Annotated in this window: 13 protein-coding genes; 8 read left to right on the plus strand and 5 right to left on the minus strand. The window is 34.3% G+C overall.

Annotated features, from left to right (window positions below; genetic code table 11):
* Nucleotides 1-105: 105 nt before the first annotated feature.
* From VB798_RS05540 to VB798_RS05555, 4 genes are all read right to left on the minus strand, one after another.
* Nucleotides 106-1,527: a RagB/SusD family nutrient uptake outer membrane protein gene (locus tag VB798_RS05540; RefSeq protein ID WP_323256821.1), complete on the minus strand. Its 1,422-nt coding sequence runs from the start codon at nucleotides 1,525-1,527 to the stop codon at nucleotides 106-108.
* Nucleotides 1,528-1,570: 43 nt separating this feature from the next.
* A complete protein-coding gene (locus VB798_RS05545; RefSeq protein ID WP_323256823.1) occupies nucleotides 1,571-5,089 on the minus strand; it encodes a TonB-dependent receptor in 3,519 nt (1,172 codons plus the stop codon).
* 182 nt (nucleotides 5,090-5,271) lie between these two features.
* Complete coding sequence (locus VB798_RS05550; RefSeq protein ID WP_323256825.1) at nucleotides 5,272-6,366, minus strand: FecR family protein; 1,095 nt, start codon at nucleotides 6,364-6,366, stop codon at nucleotides 5,272-5,274.
* A 130-nt stretch (nucleotides 6,367-6,496) separates the two neighbouring features.
* Nucleotides 6,497-7,105, minus strand: a complete 609-nt coding sequence (locus VB798_RS05555) for an RNA polymerase sigma factor (protein WP_323256827.1) — start codon at nucleotides 7,103-7,105, stop codon at nucleotides 6,497-6,499.
* A 277-nt stretch (nucleotides 7,106-7,382) separates the two neighbouring features.
* Between VB798_RS05555 and VB798_RS05560 the strand changes: the two genes are divergently transcribed.
* On the plus strand, nucleotides 7,383-8,435 hold the full coding sequence (locus tag VB798_RS05560) for an arginyl-tRNA--protein arginylyltransferase (RefSeq protein WP_323256830.1): 1,053 nt from the start codon (nucleotides 7,383-7,385) through the stop codon (nucleotides 8,433-8,435).
* A 62-nt stretch (nucleotides 8,436-8,497) separates the two neighbouring features.
* Complete coding sequence (locus VB798_RS05565; RefSeq protein ID WP_323256832.1) at nucleotides 8,498-9,166, plus strand: Rossmann-fold NAD(P)-binding domain-containing protein; 669 nt, start codon at nucleotides 8,498-8,500, stop codon at nucleotides 9,164-9,166.
* A 13-nt stretch (nucleotides 9,167-9,179) separates the two neighbouring features.
* On the opposite strand, the gene VB798_RS05570 is transcribed toward VB798_RS05565, so the two are convergent.
* Nucleotides 9,180-10,301, minus strand: coding sequence for an adenylate/guanylate cyclase domain-containing protein (locus tag VB798_RS05570; RefSeq protein ID WP_323256834.1), 1,122 nt, complete (start codon nucleotides 10,299-10,301; stop codon nucleotides 9,180-9,182).
* A 277-nt stretch (nucleotides 10,302-10,578) separates the two neighbouring features.
* Here VB798_RS05570 and VB798_RS05575 point away from each other — a divergent pair, with 277 nt between their 5' ends.
* The 6 genes from VB798_RS05575 to VB798_RS05600 all read left to right on the plus strand — a co-directional run bounded on the left by VB798_RS05575 (nucleotide 10,579) and on the right by VB798_RS05600 (nucleotide 16,040).
* Nucleotides 10,579-11,325 carry an acyl-CoA desaturase gene (locus VB798_RS05575; protein WP_323256836.1) on the plus strand — a complete coding sequence of 249 codons (747 nt, stop codon included), beginning with the start codon at nucleotides 10,579-10,581 and terminating at the stop codon, nucleotides 11,323-11,325.
* A gap of 128 nt (nucleotides 11,326-11,453) precedes the next feature.
* Nucleotides 11,454-12,269 (plus strand): phytanoyl-CoA dioxygenase family protein, encoded by an 816-nt coding sequence (locus VB798_RS05580; RefSeq protein WP_323256838.1) that lies wholly within the window; start codon nucleotides 11,454-11,456, stop codon nucleotides 12,267-12,269.
* Nucleotides 12,270-12,406: 137 nt separating this feature from the next.
* Nucleotides 12,407-12,793, plus strand: a complete 387-nt coding sequence (locus VB798_RS05585) for a group III truncated hemoglobin (protein WP_323256840.1) — start codon at nucleotides 12,407-12,409, stop codon at nucleotides 12,791-12,793.
* 307 nt (nucleotides 12,794-13,100) lie between these two features.
* Complete coding sequence (locus tag VB798_RS05590; RefSeq protein ID WP_323256842.1) at nucleotides 13,101-14,099, plus strand: efflux RND transporter periplasmic adaptor subunit; 999 nt, start codon at nucleotides 13,101-13,103, stop codon at nucleotides 14,097-14,099.
* On the plus strand, nucleotides 14,096-15,355 hold the full coding sequence (locus VB798_RS05595; protein ID WP_323256844.1) for an ABC transporter permease: 1,260 nt from the start codon (nucleotides 14,096-14,098) through the stop codon (nucleotides 15,353-15,355). Before VB798_RS05590 ends, VB798_RS05595 begins: the two co-directional genes overlap by 4 nt.
* Nucleotide 15,356: 1 nt before the next feature.
* Nucleotides 15,357-16,040 (plus strand): ABC transporter ATP-binding protein, encoded by a 684-nt coding sequence (locus VB798_RS05600; RefSeq protein WP_323256847.1) that lies wholly within the window; start codon nucleotides 15,357-15,359, stop codon nucleotides 16,038-16,040.
* The last annotated feature ends 80 nt before the right edge of the window (nucleotides 16,041-16,120 follow it).

A 16,120-nucleotide genomic window follows, 5' to 3' on the forward strand; every position in this document is an offset into this window, starting at 1 on the left:
CTGTTCGTAGAATCTTGAATTTACAAAATTTTAAACGAACAGCTTCTAAAAAATAGGTGTAGAATTTTAATTAATCACATCTCAATAATAAACAATAATGATTCTTTAGTTATAGCCATTATTTTGAGTAATAGCTGAATTTTGTGAACGCACAATTTGTGGGATTGGTAATAACAATTTGTCGTTTGTAATGGCTTTGCCTTTAGTTGCTAATAATGAAACAGCTCTACTGTTTCTTTTCAAGTCAAACCAACGATGAAATTCTAATGCTAATTCTGTTCTACGCTCATGTTCGATGGCTAAATTCAAGGTTGTATAAGCGGCTGGATAATTGGGTTCACCAAATTTTGGCAAACCTGCTCTACTTCTAACCAAGTTCAAATAACTCGCATCTCCTGTTGCTTCTGATAGCATCAATAGCACATCAGCATAGCGTAAAACCATGAAATTATTATTCGACAATGGATTTCCTCCGCCCAATACTGCATTGGTATGAACCCATTTGATAGGATATTTCTGCGCAATGAAAGTATTTCCATTGTTATAACCCAAAGCAATTGATAAATCTCTGCGTGGGTCATTATTTTCATATTCGTTGTACAAATCGTCGGTTACTTGGTTCATGCCAGAGCCATAAAATCCTAAGAAATTATTATTTGGATAAAATGTTTGATAATATCTACTGTATGGACTTGATACTGAACCGCCTTGATATTGAATCTCAAAAATTGATTCTTTGGTGTTTTTTACATTTGGTCCCCAAAGACTAGCATAACTTGGCAATAATGCGTATTGATTACTGTTATATACTTCTTTCAATACTGTAGCGGCTGAAGTTTTATCCCCAATCGTTAAATACACTTTTCCCAATAAAGTTTGTGCTGCTCCTTTTGAAGCTCTACCGATTTTTGCACTTGGAATCGCTGAAGCCAAAGGCAATTTATCAATAGCAAAAAGTAAATCTTTTTTGATTTGTTCATACACCGCTGCTTGTGGCGAACGAAGAACAGCATAAGCTTCAGTACCTGTCAATGGTGTTGTTACGATTGGTAAATCGCCCCAAGTTTGTACCATATTAAAATAATACAAAGCTCTTAAAAATTGCATCTGGGCTTTTACTTCATCTTTATAAGCAGTACTTAGGCTGGCACCTTCTATTTTATTCAAAACAATATTAGTACTGAAAATTGCTTTGTAATAATCTTGCCAAAATTGGTAAACCATCGTATTGGTCGTCATTAAAGAGTAATCTTTAAACTGCCATTTATCAGCCTGAATCCCCGAAATATTAAACATAATGGCATTATCGCTCATTTGTTCATTCACGTATGAAACAGGTCCTTCTGGATGATAAACCGTATAAAGCGTAGCATAAGCTGAGTTTACAGCTAATTCAAAATCATCAGTTGTTTTAAAATTATCGGCGGTTGCATTTGAAATGGGCGCTAATTCTAAGAAAGAATCACCACAACTTATTGCCGTTAAACTAATGGCAAGCAGGAAGCATAATTGTTTTATTTTTTTCATCGTCATATGTCTTTTTGAGGTTTCTTCAAACCAAAATATCTTCTTAAAAATCAAATTTTGCACCAATCGTTATTACTCTTGGAATTGGATATGAACCATAATCAACACCAACAAAAGCTCCGTTTGGTGCATTTCCAGAAGCATTTAATCCATTTGAAGTATTACCGTTGGCTTCTCCTGAGAAACTCGAAGCACTATAAGTAGTATTTTCTGGGTCATAATTGGTATAATGACTCCACAAGAAAACATTCTCAGCATTCATATAAATACGAGCTGTTTTGATTGGTAATTTTCTTAAAATACTTGCTGGTAAAGCATAAGAAACACGGATATTTTTTAATCTTACGAAAGACGCATCTTCAACCCATAAACTTGTAAACTGGTCTTGCAGACCCGTCAATCCTAAAGTAGCTCTGAAGTGTTGCCCGTCGCCCGGATCAGATTCCGAACGCCATCTGTTGGCTACTCCTGCGTACATATTACGTCCGTTGTTCCAGAAACCAGAGTAGCGGAAATTTTGATTTACAATTTCGCCACCGAATGTTCCTTGAAGCATGAAAGAAAAATCGAAACCTTTGTATGAAAAAGTATTGGTTAAACCTGCCATAAAATCAGGCTGATAATTTCCTAAAGTTGTGCGATCATCGACAGTAATTTTGTTATCACCATTTACATCTCTGATAATTGGGTCTCCCGGTCTTGTTGTTGAATAATGTGGATAAGCATCAACAGCCGCTTGATTTTTGAAAACTCCATCAACGATATATCCATAAAAATTAGATATTGGCTGACCCACTTCTGTTTTTACCGCAACCACAAAATCTGTATAAGTAATTGGCGCATTGCTTTGTCCTAATTGCAATACTTTGTTACGATTCATGCTAAAATTGAAATCAGTTGACCAATTGAATTTCCCTTTTACATTTTGTGTATTCAAGTTTAATTCAATACCTGTATTTTCCATTTTACCAATGTTGGTCAATTGTGTTGCAAAACCTGTAATATCAGGTACAGGAACATTCAGTAACATATCATTAGTAGTAGAATTGTAATATTCGGCTGATAAACCAATGCGATTATTCAATGTTTTTAAATCAAAACCGATGTTAAATTGCGTAGTACGTTCCCATTTTAAATCGGTATTGGCAATATTTCCAATGGTTAAACCCGGCGCAAGTGTTGTTCCTGAAACATAATTAGAAGAGTTCAGCAAGCTTTTTGAACCATAATTTGGAATTTGATTATTCCCAGCCATACCATAGCTTACTCTAAATTTAAGGCTATTAATGGCATTAATATCTTGCATAAAATTTTCGTCTGAAACCATCCATGCGCCAGAAACTGATGGGAAATAACCCCAGCGAGTATTTGAACCAAATCGTGAACTTCCATCACGACGAATGGCAGCAGTTAAGAAATATTTATTTTTGAAATTATACTGTGCTCTCCCTAAATATGAAAGCATCGACCATTCAGTAGCATTGGTAAAACCACTTGACACTACACCCGCATTAAGGGTTTCAACTAAGTCATTAGGAAAGTTTCCAGAAGTAAGTGAAGCAAATTCATTGCGTTGACTTTGTGCTGAATATCCTAATAATACATTAAGATTATGTTCTCCATAAGATTTTTCATAACTCAAAGTATTCTCACTCAACCAGTTAAACATATAACCACTCGTTGAGTAACCTTCTGCTGCTAAAACGCCTGAATAACCATAACCTTGTTTATTTACACGATAAGAATTATAACGAGTATTGTACAAATTGGCATTGATACTTGTTCTGAATTTTAAACCATCTATAATTTTATACTCTAAAAATGCTGTTCCTAAAGTATTAAAAGTCTTGTTTTGCTTGTGGATATAACGTGTTAATGAATACGGATGCCATAAATTCAAATCGTTATAAGCCACGTATTTATTCCAAACAGAATTAGGGTCACGATAACCGATGTTGCCATTTTCGTTATACACTGGAAAAATCGGGTCACTTTGTAAGCCTAAACTTACCACGTCACTTTTTCCTTGTGTTCCATCCGTGCGGTCGAAAATACTTGTTACGCCAATATTCAAACCAATGGTAAATTGGTCGCTTAATTGATGTTTAATATTCGAGCGAATCGAAAGACGTTTATAATAATTTTCGTCTAATACTGCTTGTTGGTTGAGATAAGCCGCCGAAAACATAAACTGTGTTTTTTCTGTACCACCCGATGCTGAGAATTGTGCATTTTGTGAAGGCGCAACTCTGAACATCACATCTTGCCAATCCGTCCCTTTTCCAAACTGTTGTGGATTTGTTAAAAACTCGTCAGGAATTCTATAAGTAGAAGTACGAAGACTATTTGGGTCGCTCGCTTTATTTTTAGCTGGATTCAAATCTACCCAAGCATTATTATGTGCATCAATATAATAGTTAATCCATTGCTGGGCGTCCATCATTTCTACTCTTCTTTCTACACTTTGCACGCCAGATTCATATCCTACACTGAAAGTCGTTTTACCCGGCTTTCCTAATTTTGTAGTTACCAAAATAACTCCATTCGCTCCTCTCGAACCATAAATTGCTGCCGAAGAAGCATCTTTCAATACCTCTACAGATTCAATATCTTGTGGGTTTACCATGTTAAGGTTGAAGTTTTCAAGCGGAACGCCATCTACTACAAATAATGGATTCGTTCCTGCTGTAATTGAACTTACTCCACGAATACGAATAATCGGCGAAACGCCGGGCGCTCCTTGTCCTTGTGAAATATTTACCCCTGCAATTTGACCAGCCAAAGCTTGCGTAACATTGCTAAAAGAACGGTCTTGAAATTGCTTGAAATTTACTGACGAAACGGCTCCAGAAACGGCTCTTTTACTCTGTGTCCCATAACCAACAACAACAACTTCATCCAATGATTTCTGGTCAATTATCATTGAAATATTAAAAACTGTGCGTTTTCCAACTAGTACTTCTTGTTTTCCATAGCCTACATAACTAAAAACTAAAACGGTATTTTCGTCTTCAATATCTATTTTAAACTGACCATTCGCATCCGAATTCGTTCCTTTTACTGTTCCTTTTATGGTAATATTTACGCCTGCTAACGGACTACCTTTTTCATCTTTAATCGTTCCAGAAACACTTTGAGCAATTTGAGCAACAGCAAATTCTTCCTTATTTTCCTCAACAGGAGCAAACGATTGTGAAGCATTTTCCAGTTTTCTTAACACAATTTGCTTATTCACCACTACATAAGTAACGGCTAACGGCTTCAATAAACGTTCAAGTACTTCTGCCAATTTTTCATTTTTGGCTGATAAAAAAACTACTCGTTCTAACGGCACTACTTGCGAATTATACGAAATCCTGATTTGGGCAGTCTTTTCAATTTTCTGTAAAGCTGATTTTAGCGCAATTCCATCAATTGATACACTGATTTTTCTATTCAGCTCTTCTTGTGCTGAACTCTTCGCCCACGAGAAGCTCGTGAGTAATAAAATCATGAAAAACTGTAGTCCAGTTATTTTCATAATAGTAAGCCATAAGGCATTTGATTGTCGATTTTTTTTCATATAATTGTTCGTTTTTGGAATGACAAAAGCACAAAAATCCCCTTTCCCTCGCTAAGGGTTTATGTTCTTCAGGCATCAAGGGGATTTGAAAGTAAAGGTGTTAGCAGTGGTGGTACATTGCTAATACCTTTTTTTTATGTCTACGGAGGTAATGTTAAAGGGAAAATCATAAAATGTACATGTTATTGGTTACAACCTCGTGATTGAATGATAATCTTTTCGTTTACTACTTCAAAATGAGAATTAGGTCCTATTGCTTCACAAATCAATTTCAATTTTTCAAAAAGTGGCTCATCGGCTAAACTGGTCGTTAACGAGCAATCTGCCAATAGTTTCTCATCAAAATAAATCGTGACGCCATAAACTTTTTCGAGTGTTTGAAAAATATTACGGATGGGTGTATCGCTAAATTCTAGGCTTGGCGTAGCATTTGAAGTAATTGCTTTTACTTCTGCGAGTTCAACATTCGATTGATTTGCATGATGACTTTCGCTATTCACAACTACTTGTTGATTCGGTAATAATGTGATGGTATTTTCAGTACTTTCGCCTTCTTTCGGGAAAACCATTACTTTCCCTGTTTTCACAACTACTTTTATATCAGTTGATTTCAAAAAAGCTTGAACTGTAAAACTCGTTCCCAATACTTTTACCACAACATCTTTGGCATGAACTAAAAAAGGATGATTAGCATTTTTTACAACTTCAAAAAAAGCTTGACCTTTTAGATAAACTTCTCTATTACTGGCATTTTCAAAAGTTGCTGGAAAACTGATAGAACTATTGGGCTGTAAAAGTGCCGTACTTCCATCAGGTAATTGAACAGGCATTTTTTGTGCCGTGAGATTTTCTTTTTCAATCAACTTTCTGTTAATTTTTGTCAATAAAAGTTCTTCCGTAATATTGTTTTTCCATAAATAAGCGCCTAAACCCATTGTAAAAACGATGACTACAGAAGCAACTAATTTCAAAAGCCATTCTCTATTTTGGAAAAACTTTAATTGAATAGGCTCTCGTTGGTTTTCTATATTATTAATTGTACTCAGGGTTTTATTCACTAATAATTCTACTTGAAAATCACTGACAGTTTCTCCTTCTACTGCTGAAGCAAGGATAAAATCACTAGCTTGTTGCACAAGTAAATATTGCTGAGGATTTTCATCAACCCATTTTGTCCAGAAATCATTCGGGTTTTTATAGCCTGAACTCTTTACCCAGTCCACAAATGATGGATTCAGAACAAAATCATCTATCGTATAATCATTATATTTTTTCATAAAATAATAATATGCTTCTATATACAGTAGAAACTACTGAGCAGATCCATACTGCTTTTTGAATAAAAAAAATTAAAATATTTACAATTGTCCCTAAAAAGTCAATTTTCAAGGCAGGAAATGAAAGGTTTTACTCGAAATAAAGGAAAAGAATACTAAGCCAAACAGCATCATTCGGGAAAACTGTACGCAAAAATGTAAGTGCTTCGTGAATAAGATTACCAACGGTTTGGTATTTAACACCCATAATATCAGCGATTTCCTGATTATTCAATTCTTTGAAGTACTTTAAATAAATCGCTTCTTTTTGGCGTTTTGGAAGACTATTCAGGTGTTGATTAATAATTTTTACACGGTGAAGTTCAGTTTCATCCTGAATGATTTTTTCTTCAACAGAAAAACCTATTTCAAAACATTCTTCTGATTCTGAACCGTCGTATTGAGGACTAGCAAAAGTACTTTTCTTGACTTCAGTAATAATTCTTCGTCTTACCGATGAGTAAATGTATGCTTTTACAGAACCTACATCTTCTTTCAAAGTATGTCGATATTGCCAAAGCTGAATAAATACTTCTTGAATACAATCTTCAATAATTGAATCATCGCTGATCATTTTTCGACCATAGCCTATCAATGGTTTTGCATAAAGCCTCAGAAGCGTAGCAAGCGCATCTTCATTGCCATTACGCAAATCGTACCAAAGGGCTAATTCATCATATTGAGAAGATGAATACGACATAAATCTGAGGAATGTTAAATATTAATGTACACAAACTAGGAAAGTAAAATACCAGTTACTAGAAAGGTAAAAAGAATAATATTCTACTCAAACATAAGCTTCATTTATTAATTATTTTTTTCGAAAATTTTCGATTTCAATCAGTATTTGCTTCTTTTTACGCCATTATTGATAAAATATGAACTTGGAAGAAACCTTTGCTTTTCGTCTTATTTCCTTCAAAAAACATTTTTCCTTACATTTACTGCTATTTTAATATAAAATATCATTCTTATAGATGTTTGCGAAACTAACTTTTCCCGATTCTCTACATCCACACGAACTAGACGACTATCTTGCCAATGGATGGTTTAGAATGGGGCAGACTATTTTTACGACCAATTTTCTGAAGTTTTCAGGAATCATCTACAGCGCTATTTGGCTTAGAATTGATTTATCGACTTTTGAAAAAAGTAAAACGCAACAAAAACTTGAGAAACTTAATGTAGGTTTCAAAGTCGTGATTCAGCCTATTCAATTTAATGAAAAACAAGAAAATCTTTTTCAAAAATATAGAAATCATATCACTTTTGATGCTTCTCCTTCTTTAGAAAACCTACTCTTTAATAATGGCGAAAATGATGTTTTCAATACTTATGAAGTAAGTGTGTATGACCAAGAGAAATTGATTGCAACAGGTTTCTTTGACTTGGGCGATAATACTTCTGCTGGTATTACTTGTTTCTATGACCCTGACTATAAGAAACATAGCTTAGGGAAATTTTTGATGTACCAGAAAATAGATTTTTGTAAGAATTTGGGAATGCGCTATTTCTATCCGGGATATTTTGCTCCGGGTTATCCTTTGTTTGACTATAAATTAGATTTAGCAAAAAATAATCTTGAATACCTTGATATACATAGCAACAATTGGTTAAGTTTTAAGCATTTTTCAAAAGAAAATGTTCCTTTTTTAATCATGACCCAGAAGCTCAAAACATTATCTGAGCAACTGAGTGAAATCGGTTTTGAACATACATTTTTTAAATACGATTACTTCGATGCTGATTTGATGACCAACTTAAATGGCTTAAACCTTTTCGATTTCCCAATTTTTATTTTCTGTTTTGAAGTAGATGAAAATAACCCAAGTCCGATTATTGTTTATGATATTCGTGACCATCAATATCATCTATTACTTTCTAGTAGTGTTTTCAGAACCTATGCCGACCAAAATGTAGGCGACCATTATAGTACGAATCTCTTAAAAACAATCAAGTATTTATACTCAAGTGAATCGGCAAATATTATGGCAAATGTAGTTTCTATGTCTTTAATCAAAACAGTATAATTTTTTCATGATAATTATTCAAGATTTATATGTAATTTGAAAAACATAGACCATTGGAAAATATGAAGGGAAAAATTAGAGCAATCATTACAGGTACAACAGGCATGGTTGGCGAAGGCGTATTACATGAGTGCTTGATGCACCCGCAAGTTGATACTGTACTGGTAATCAATAGAAAACCTTGTGGAGTACATCACCCAAAACTGATTGAAATTATCCATGAAAATTTCTTTGATATTACTCCTATTCAAGATAAACTCACTGGTTACAATGCTTGTTATTTCTGCATGGGCGTTACTTCTTTAGGCAAAAAAGAACCCGAATACACTCAATTGACGCATACGCTTACTTTGCACATTGCCGAAATACTTAGCAAACAAAACCCAACTATGACTTTCTGTTATGTGTCTGGAGCTGGAACTGATAGTTCTGAAAAAGGAAAAAGAATGTGGGCAAGAGTAAAAGGCAAAACCGAAAATGATTTAATGAAATTGCCTTTCAAACACGTTTTTGCTTTCAGACCGGGTTATATTCAGCCGACGGATGGGCTGAAAAACACTCAAAGTTTTTATTCATATCTTAGTTGGCTTTTCCCAATTTTCCAGACTTTCTTTCAAAACTACGTTAGCACACTTACTCAAGTTGGTTTAGCGATGATTCATGCTACACAGCATGGTTATCCAAAAAGCATTTTAGAAGTAAAAGACATCAATGAATTGGCTGGAATATAATATCAAAATACTGTTATTTTTCCTCAACACTCATAATATCAACGAGGTTACGCTTTCCTTTTAATTGTATTTTTCCAATTGATGCTACATTATATTTTGCTGTAATTTTAGCAAAATCAATCAATTCTTTAGACGCTAACAAGTATTTCCCATAATCATTACAAACACTTTGAATTCTGGCAGTGGTATTTAAAGTATCGCCATGATAGGCAATATCTCTTTTAATTTCCCCAATTTCTACCGCTGTTACTTTTCCTAAATGAACACCCGCTTTAAATTTTGGCACAGTACCATATTCGTTTTGATAAGCTGATGCTCGTTTGTTAAATTGTGCTTCGCAGGCAAAGTAAAAAGCGATACAAGATAAATCTTTCAATCCTTCAGATAATGCCCATGAAATCACTATTTCGTCTCCCACATATTGATATATTTCTGCCCTAAACTTCGGAACTACGTCGTTAATATCCATAAAACTTTCCTGAATAAAAGCACTGTATTTGATATGCCCTAAGTTTTCGGCAATACTTGTTGATGACTGTAAATCCATAAACATAAATACTCTTTCTTCTTCTTTAGGCGAACGATACTTCCCTAGTAAAAGAGGTAACAAAATCCCAGGACCAAACTTTTTATTCATTTGGTTGATAAAACTGATGATGATATTCATAAAAAAAGTATGAATCAGAAATAGGTAAAAAATGTATTTCCACGATTCCTCATTTAGTTTGATAGCGCTTAAATCAACCATTGGAGCTATCAATTTTTCAAAAAGCACATACCTGATGATGTAGAAAAGTATCAAGGAAACGATAAATGAGAGTATCGCTTTGAATATCATTACTCTTCCAAGCGACTTTCTTCTGAAAATCCTATTTTCTAAATAGTATTCAATCATTCCAAATGAGATACCAAATAAAAATCCTAAAATCAGTGCTAATAAAAAACTAGACCACAAAGTATCACCCATGACAAAATTGGCACTTGTCATAAACGAACGAAGTATTAAATAATTAACCAATCCAAAAGACAAGTGTGCTATAATCCAAAAATTTATTTGGATTGATAAATGAGAAAATAGTGGATATTGAAAAGCTACCCGTCTAGCTCTACTGGTATAATCTAACCTTTCTGACATATAAAATGCTATAAAACTGTTTTTAGACTTTGAGGTTTTCAACAAATAAAAATTAGTTCTTGAGAAAATAAAGCACCTTTAGCAATATTCAAATACTTATATTTTTATTCGTTTTCAAGCGAAGGTTTAAATTTAGGTTTTTAATGGCAATTATCCCATTCTTTGGCAATATGTCGTATGATAAAATCATTCTATAGTTAATCATCCTCATTATCGCCGCTGACTTTTATCATATTTTAAGCCTGTCCCTTGCCATAATTTTGTAAAAAAAACTTATATGGCAATCTTAATTTTCTTCGTAGCTCACTGGTATCTATCGTTATTCTCTCAGACATTCTTTTTACATCGTTATGCAGCGCATCAGATGTTCACGATGTCGAAGGGTTGGGAGAAATTCTTTTACTGGTTTACTTTTATCACGCAAGGTTCTTCGTTCCTAAGCCCAAAAGCTTATGGAATTATGCACCGTTTACACCATGCTTATGCAGATACTGAAAAAGACCCACATTCGCCAAGTTACTCTGATAACCTTTTCCACATGATGTGGAAAACTAAGGATTATTATAATGCTGTACTTAACGACCGTGCGGGTATAGAGCCTAAATTTTTGAAGGGAGTTCCTTATTATGCTTTGGTTGAAAAATTAGGAGATAAATGGTTTGTTAGAATCGCTTGGGGTGTTTTATATACTTTGTTTTATATGAAATTCGCTACACATACTTGGGAATATGCTTTGTTGCCAATTCATTATTTGATGGGGCCAGTTCATGGTGTAATTATCAACTGGTTTGCTCATAAATATGGTTATGTAAATTTCAAAGTAAATGATACAGCCAAAAACTTATTACCATTCGATTTCTTGATGATGGGAGAATCATACCATAACAATCACCATAAATTAGGTGGAAGAGCCAATTTTGGTATCAAATGGCATGAATTCGACCCTACTTATCCAGTTATCTTAGTACTGAATTTATTACACATCATCAAACTAAAACGCAATAACGATTTGAATTATATGTAGGTAATTTAGTGAATGAGAGAGTTGTGAATTAGTGATTATTGTTCTTAAAGTCAAAAAAACTAATTGTAGATTCCCATTCACTAAATCACAACCGCAGCGGCGGACCGCTCACTCATTCACAATTTATAATGATGGACTTTGATGCAAAAACTTTTACGCTTGGCGAGCAATTAACTCCTGAACAAAAAGCGTATTTCGACCAATATGGATTTATTCATTTCAAAAATTTTATTTCAAAAGAAACCGTGGAAGCGTTTAAAAACGAAGCTCATCGTGTTGAAAAAGAATGGCTTGAGGCAGGAATTGACAAGATGAACGGCATTCCTTTGAAATTCGGAAAGGATGAAAAGGGCAACCCTATGATTCAGCGTTTGTGTTTTTTATCACAACACAGTGCTATCTTGCATGAATATTTGCAAGACCCACGTTTAAAAGCTTTACTGACATTGATTCCCAACAATGCTAATCGCATTGGCGAAGATGAAAAGGATGGTTTGGTTTTCAATCATTATGTGAATGCTGATAATAGTAAGTTTTCGCAAATGGGTTGGCATACCGATAGTCCAAGAGATTTATTTTTAGGACAAAAAATCTTAAAAATGTTGAATGTTGGTACGCATTTAGATGATTGTCCGATGGAAAATGGTGGTTTAAGAGTATTGCCCGGTACGCACAAACTAAGTAAAATGAAAGTGTTGTTTTTGAAGAAACAATTCATTGACCATAATCCAGATAAAAACGAAGTAGGTTTAAATATTGAAGCAGGCGATTTAACCGTACACGATGGCGACCTTTGGCATAGAGTAGAAGTTTGTCCGTTTACCGGTGAAAAATCTCGTAGAAGAGTAATGTATTTCCCGATTGTTCAAGGAAAATATCAACCTAAAGACGAAAAAAGCAAAACTCCTTTTTATCATAAATTGGGGAAATTAGTTGTGAAGTGATAGTTGTGAGTTAGTGAATATTTCAACAGTTCAACTAAAGGTACTCCGCCAAATTCAAACGAATTTCTAACCTTTCAAAAATCACTAATTCACAACCGCAGCGGCGGACCGCTCACTAACTCACTAAATAATCTCACATGAAAAAAGACTTAGAAACCCGTGCTGACATAGAGCTATTAGTCAATAGTTTTTATGATAAAATACGTGATAACGATACATTAGGCTATATTTTTGATGAAGTAGCCAAAGTAAATTGGGAAAAACATTTACCAAAAATGTATAGTTTTTGGGAGATGATTCTTTTCAATAAAGAAGGTTATGAAGGGCATCCGCTTCGTCCGCATTTGGTGATTAATAATCAACATCCGCTGAATCCACAACATTTCGCTACTTGGCTAACAATTTTCGAAGCTACTGTTGACGAACATTTTGAAGGTGAAAAAGCAGACGAAATTAAAAGTAGGGCTAAAAATGTAGCTTTATCTTGGGCATTTAAAATTCACCATTTTAATAGTCCTGCCTAAAAAAGATTTGTCCACTTTCATGAAAGAGGACAAATCAAAAAGTTTATTCCTCCTCAAATAAATGCGATTTAAAGAGTAACAATTCCATCAAAAACTCAAATTTAACAATTCAAAGGTCGTTCCTTACTCCTCTGTACTAAACGCTATTTCATTTCTACAACTAAATAGGTACTTTTGGCAATTCGCCCAACACACAATCTAAGTACATTTCTAATCGAAATAACACATGAAAATTATCTATTTTCTATTAGTACCCCTCCTATTCTTTTCTTGTAAAAAAATACAGGAGCAAACTCAACCCGAAATCATGAATATTTCGGAATCGGTTTATGCTTCGGGAATCGTGAAAAGTAAAAATCAATATCAGGTTTTCTCAAAAGTAAATGGCATCATCGACGAACTCTATGTAAAAGATGGCGATTTTGTACAGAAAGGTCAACCACTGATGAAAATCTTTAATCAAACAAGCAGACTCAATACTGAAAATGCAGCTTTGCTTGCCGCCAATACAGATGTAAAAGCTAATGAAGATAAATTAAAAGATTTAAGCATTGCCATAGAATTAGCACATAAAAAACTTCAAAACGATTCTTTACTTTTTCTTCGTCAAAGTAATCTTTGGGCACAACAAGTTGGTACTAAAGTAGAATTTGAGCAAAGAGAATTAGTTTATACCAATTCAAAAATTGCTTATCAATCTGCCATTTTGAAGTACAAAGAATTGAAACGCCAAGTAAATTTTTCAGCGGCACAATCCAAAAAGAATTTAACCATTAACCAAACTATTGAAGCAGATTATACTTTGAAAAGTGAATACGCTGGTCGCTTGTATAGTTTACAAAAAGAAAAAGGCGAAATGGTAAATGCACAAACCGCTATTGCTGTTATTGGTGATGCCAATCTGTTTAGCTTAGAACTACAAGTAGATGAAGATGATATTGTTAGAGTAAGTATCGGACAAAAAATTATGGTGACACTAGATAGTTACCAAGGTGAAGCTTTTGAGGCAACCGTCAATGAAATCGACCCTTTGATGAATGAAAAAACAAGAGCTTTCACTGTAAAAGCAAGCTTTACAAAACAACCGAAACTATTATATCCAAACCTGACGGTAGAAGCCAATATCATCATCCAAACCAAAGAAAAAGTACTGACAATTCCACGCAACTATTTAATAGAAGACACTTACGTTCTGAATGAAAAGAAGGAAAAAGTAAAAGTAAAAATAGGTTTAAAAGATTATCAGAAAGTAGAAATCCTATCGGGTTTAACGGCTCAAAACATCATTCTAAAACCTAGCAAATGAACGCAAAACTCATCATCAATATAGCCAAATCGCTATTATTAGCCCGCTGGCGACAAACACTTGTAGCGGCTGTAGGCGTTACATTTAGTATCACGATGTTCATCACACTTTTGGGTTTCATGAACGGTTTGAATGATTTATTAGATAATTTAATCCTCAACCGCACGCCACATGTTAGGCTTTTTAATGAAATAAAAGCCAATAAAAACCAACCAATAAATCTTTCCGAACGCTATAAAGCTTACCATAATTTTATAAGTTCAATCAAACCAAGTGGTAATAGTATTGAAATCCGTAACAATGGACTCATCATGCAGACACTCCGTAATGATGATAGAGTATTGGGTATCTCTCCCAAAATGACAGCTCAGGTATTTTATAACGTTGGGAACATTGATATTACAGGTGTGGTAAACGGCGTAGATGTAGAAGCAGAAAGTAAATTATTTTTCTTTCAAGATTATGTTACCGAAGGTTCTTATCTTGATTTAAAAAATGTTCCGAACAGTATTATTTTGGGGAAAGGTGCTGCCGATAAAATGTTAGCCAGAATTGGTGACGTCATTCAGATTACAACGCCAAAAGGTGAACGTTTTCCTTTGAAAGTAGTTGGCTTTTTTCAATCTGGAATTGTTGAGATTGATAAAGTACAGAGTTATGCGTCCATCAAAACAGCTCAAAAATTATTAGGGCAAACCAATAGTTACGTTACCGACATCCAAGTAAAATTAAAAGACATTAAAATGGCTCCTGCACTTAGCAAGGAGTACACCCATGTTTTTAATACTGATGCAGAGGATATTCAAACAGCTAATTCTCAGTTTGAAACGGGAAGTTCCATTCGTTCTTTGATTTCCTATGCCGTGGGTATAACACTCTTAATTGTAGCAGGTTTCGGGATTTATAACATTCTGAACATGATGATTTATGAGAAAATGGATACCATTGCGATTTTAAAAGCAACAGGTTTTTCTGGCAAAGATGTGAATAGAATCTTCATTACAATTGCACTAAGTATTGGTTTCTTCGGGGGCATTACGGGTTTGATTTCTGGTTTTTTACTTTCTTCCGTTATCGACCAAATACCCTTCAATACGGCAGCATTGCCCACAGTAACGACTTATCCGATTAATTATAATCCAAAATTTTACTTTATTGGAATATCTTTCTCATTAATCACAACCTATTTCGCTGGGCTTTTCCCTGCACGCAAAGCAAGTAAAATCGACCCTGTGGACATTATTAGAGGAAAATAATATGCAACATTCAACAATTATTGAGGCAAAAGCCATCAACAAAAGTTTCCACGACCCCGTAACGATTCCTATTTTGAAGGATATTAATTTTTCTGTGAACAAAGGAGAATTTACTTCTATCATAGGAAAGTCTGGCTGTGGAAAATCAACTTTGTTGTATATACTTTCTACAATGGATACTGCTTATGAAGGAGAATTATTGATTGATGGCATCAGTATGCAAGGTAAAAAAGAGCAAGATTTGGCAAGAGTAAGAAATGAAAAAATTGGTTTTGTATTCCAATTTCATTACTTGTTGAATGAATTTACGGTGTTACAAAACGTCATGTTGCCCGGTTTGAAACTCAATAAATATTCAGAACAAGAATTAGAACACCGAGCGATGGAACATCTTAGAAAGTTAGGCATAGAAAACCAAGCTTTGAAAAGTGCTACACAACTTTCGGGCGGAGAAAAACAAAGAGTAGCCATTGCCAGAGCCTTAATCAACGATCCGCTGATTATTATGGGCGACGAACCTACGGGCAATTTAGATAAAAAGAATACAGAAATAGTTTTTGATATTTTTCAACAATTAGCCATAGAATACCAACAAGCACTATTAATCGTAACCCACGACCCAAGCTTTGCCAACCGTACTAATCGAATTATTGAAATGGAGGATGGACGAGTGATTAAGAGTTAGGGCAATGTTATTTAAATCAACAAATAAGCTGAAAATCATTTCATTAACTTGAACTATCTCAGGCATTTTTGTAAATTTGC

This window comes from Arcicella lustrica (assembly GCF_034930985.1).
Lineage (GTDB): Bacteria > Bacteroidota > Bacteroidia > Cytophagales > Spirosomataceae > Arcicella > Arcicella lustrica.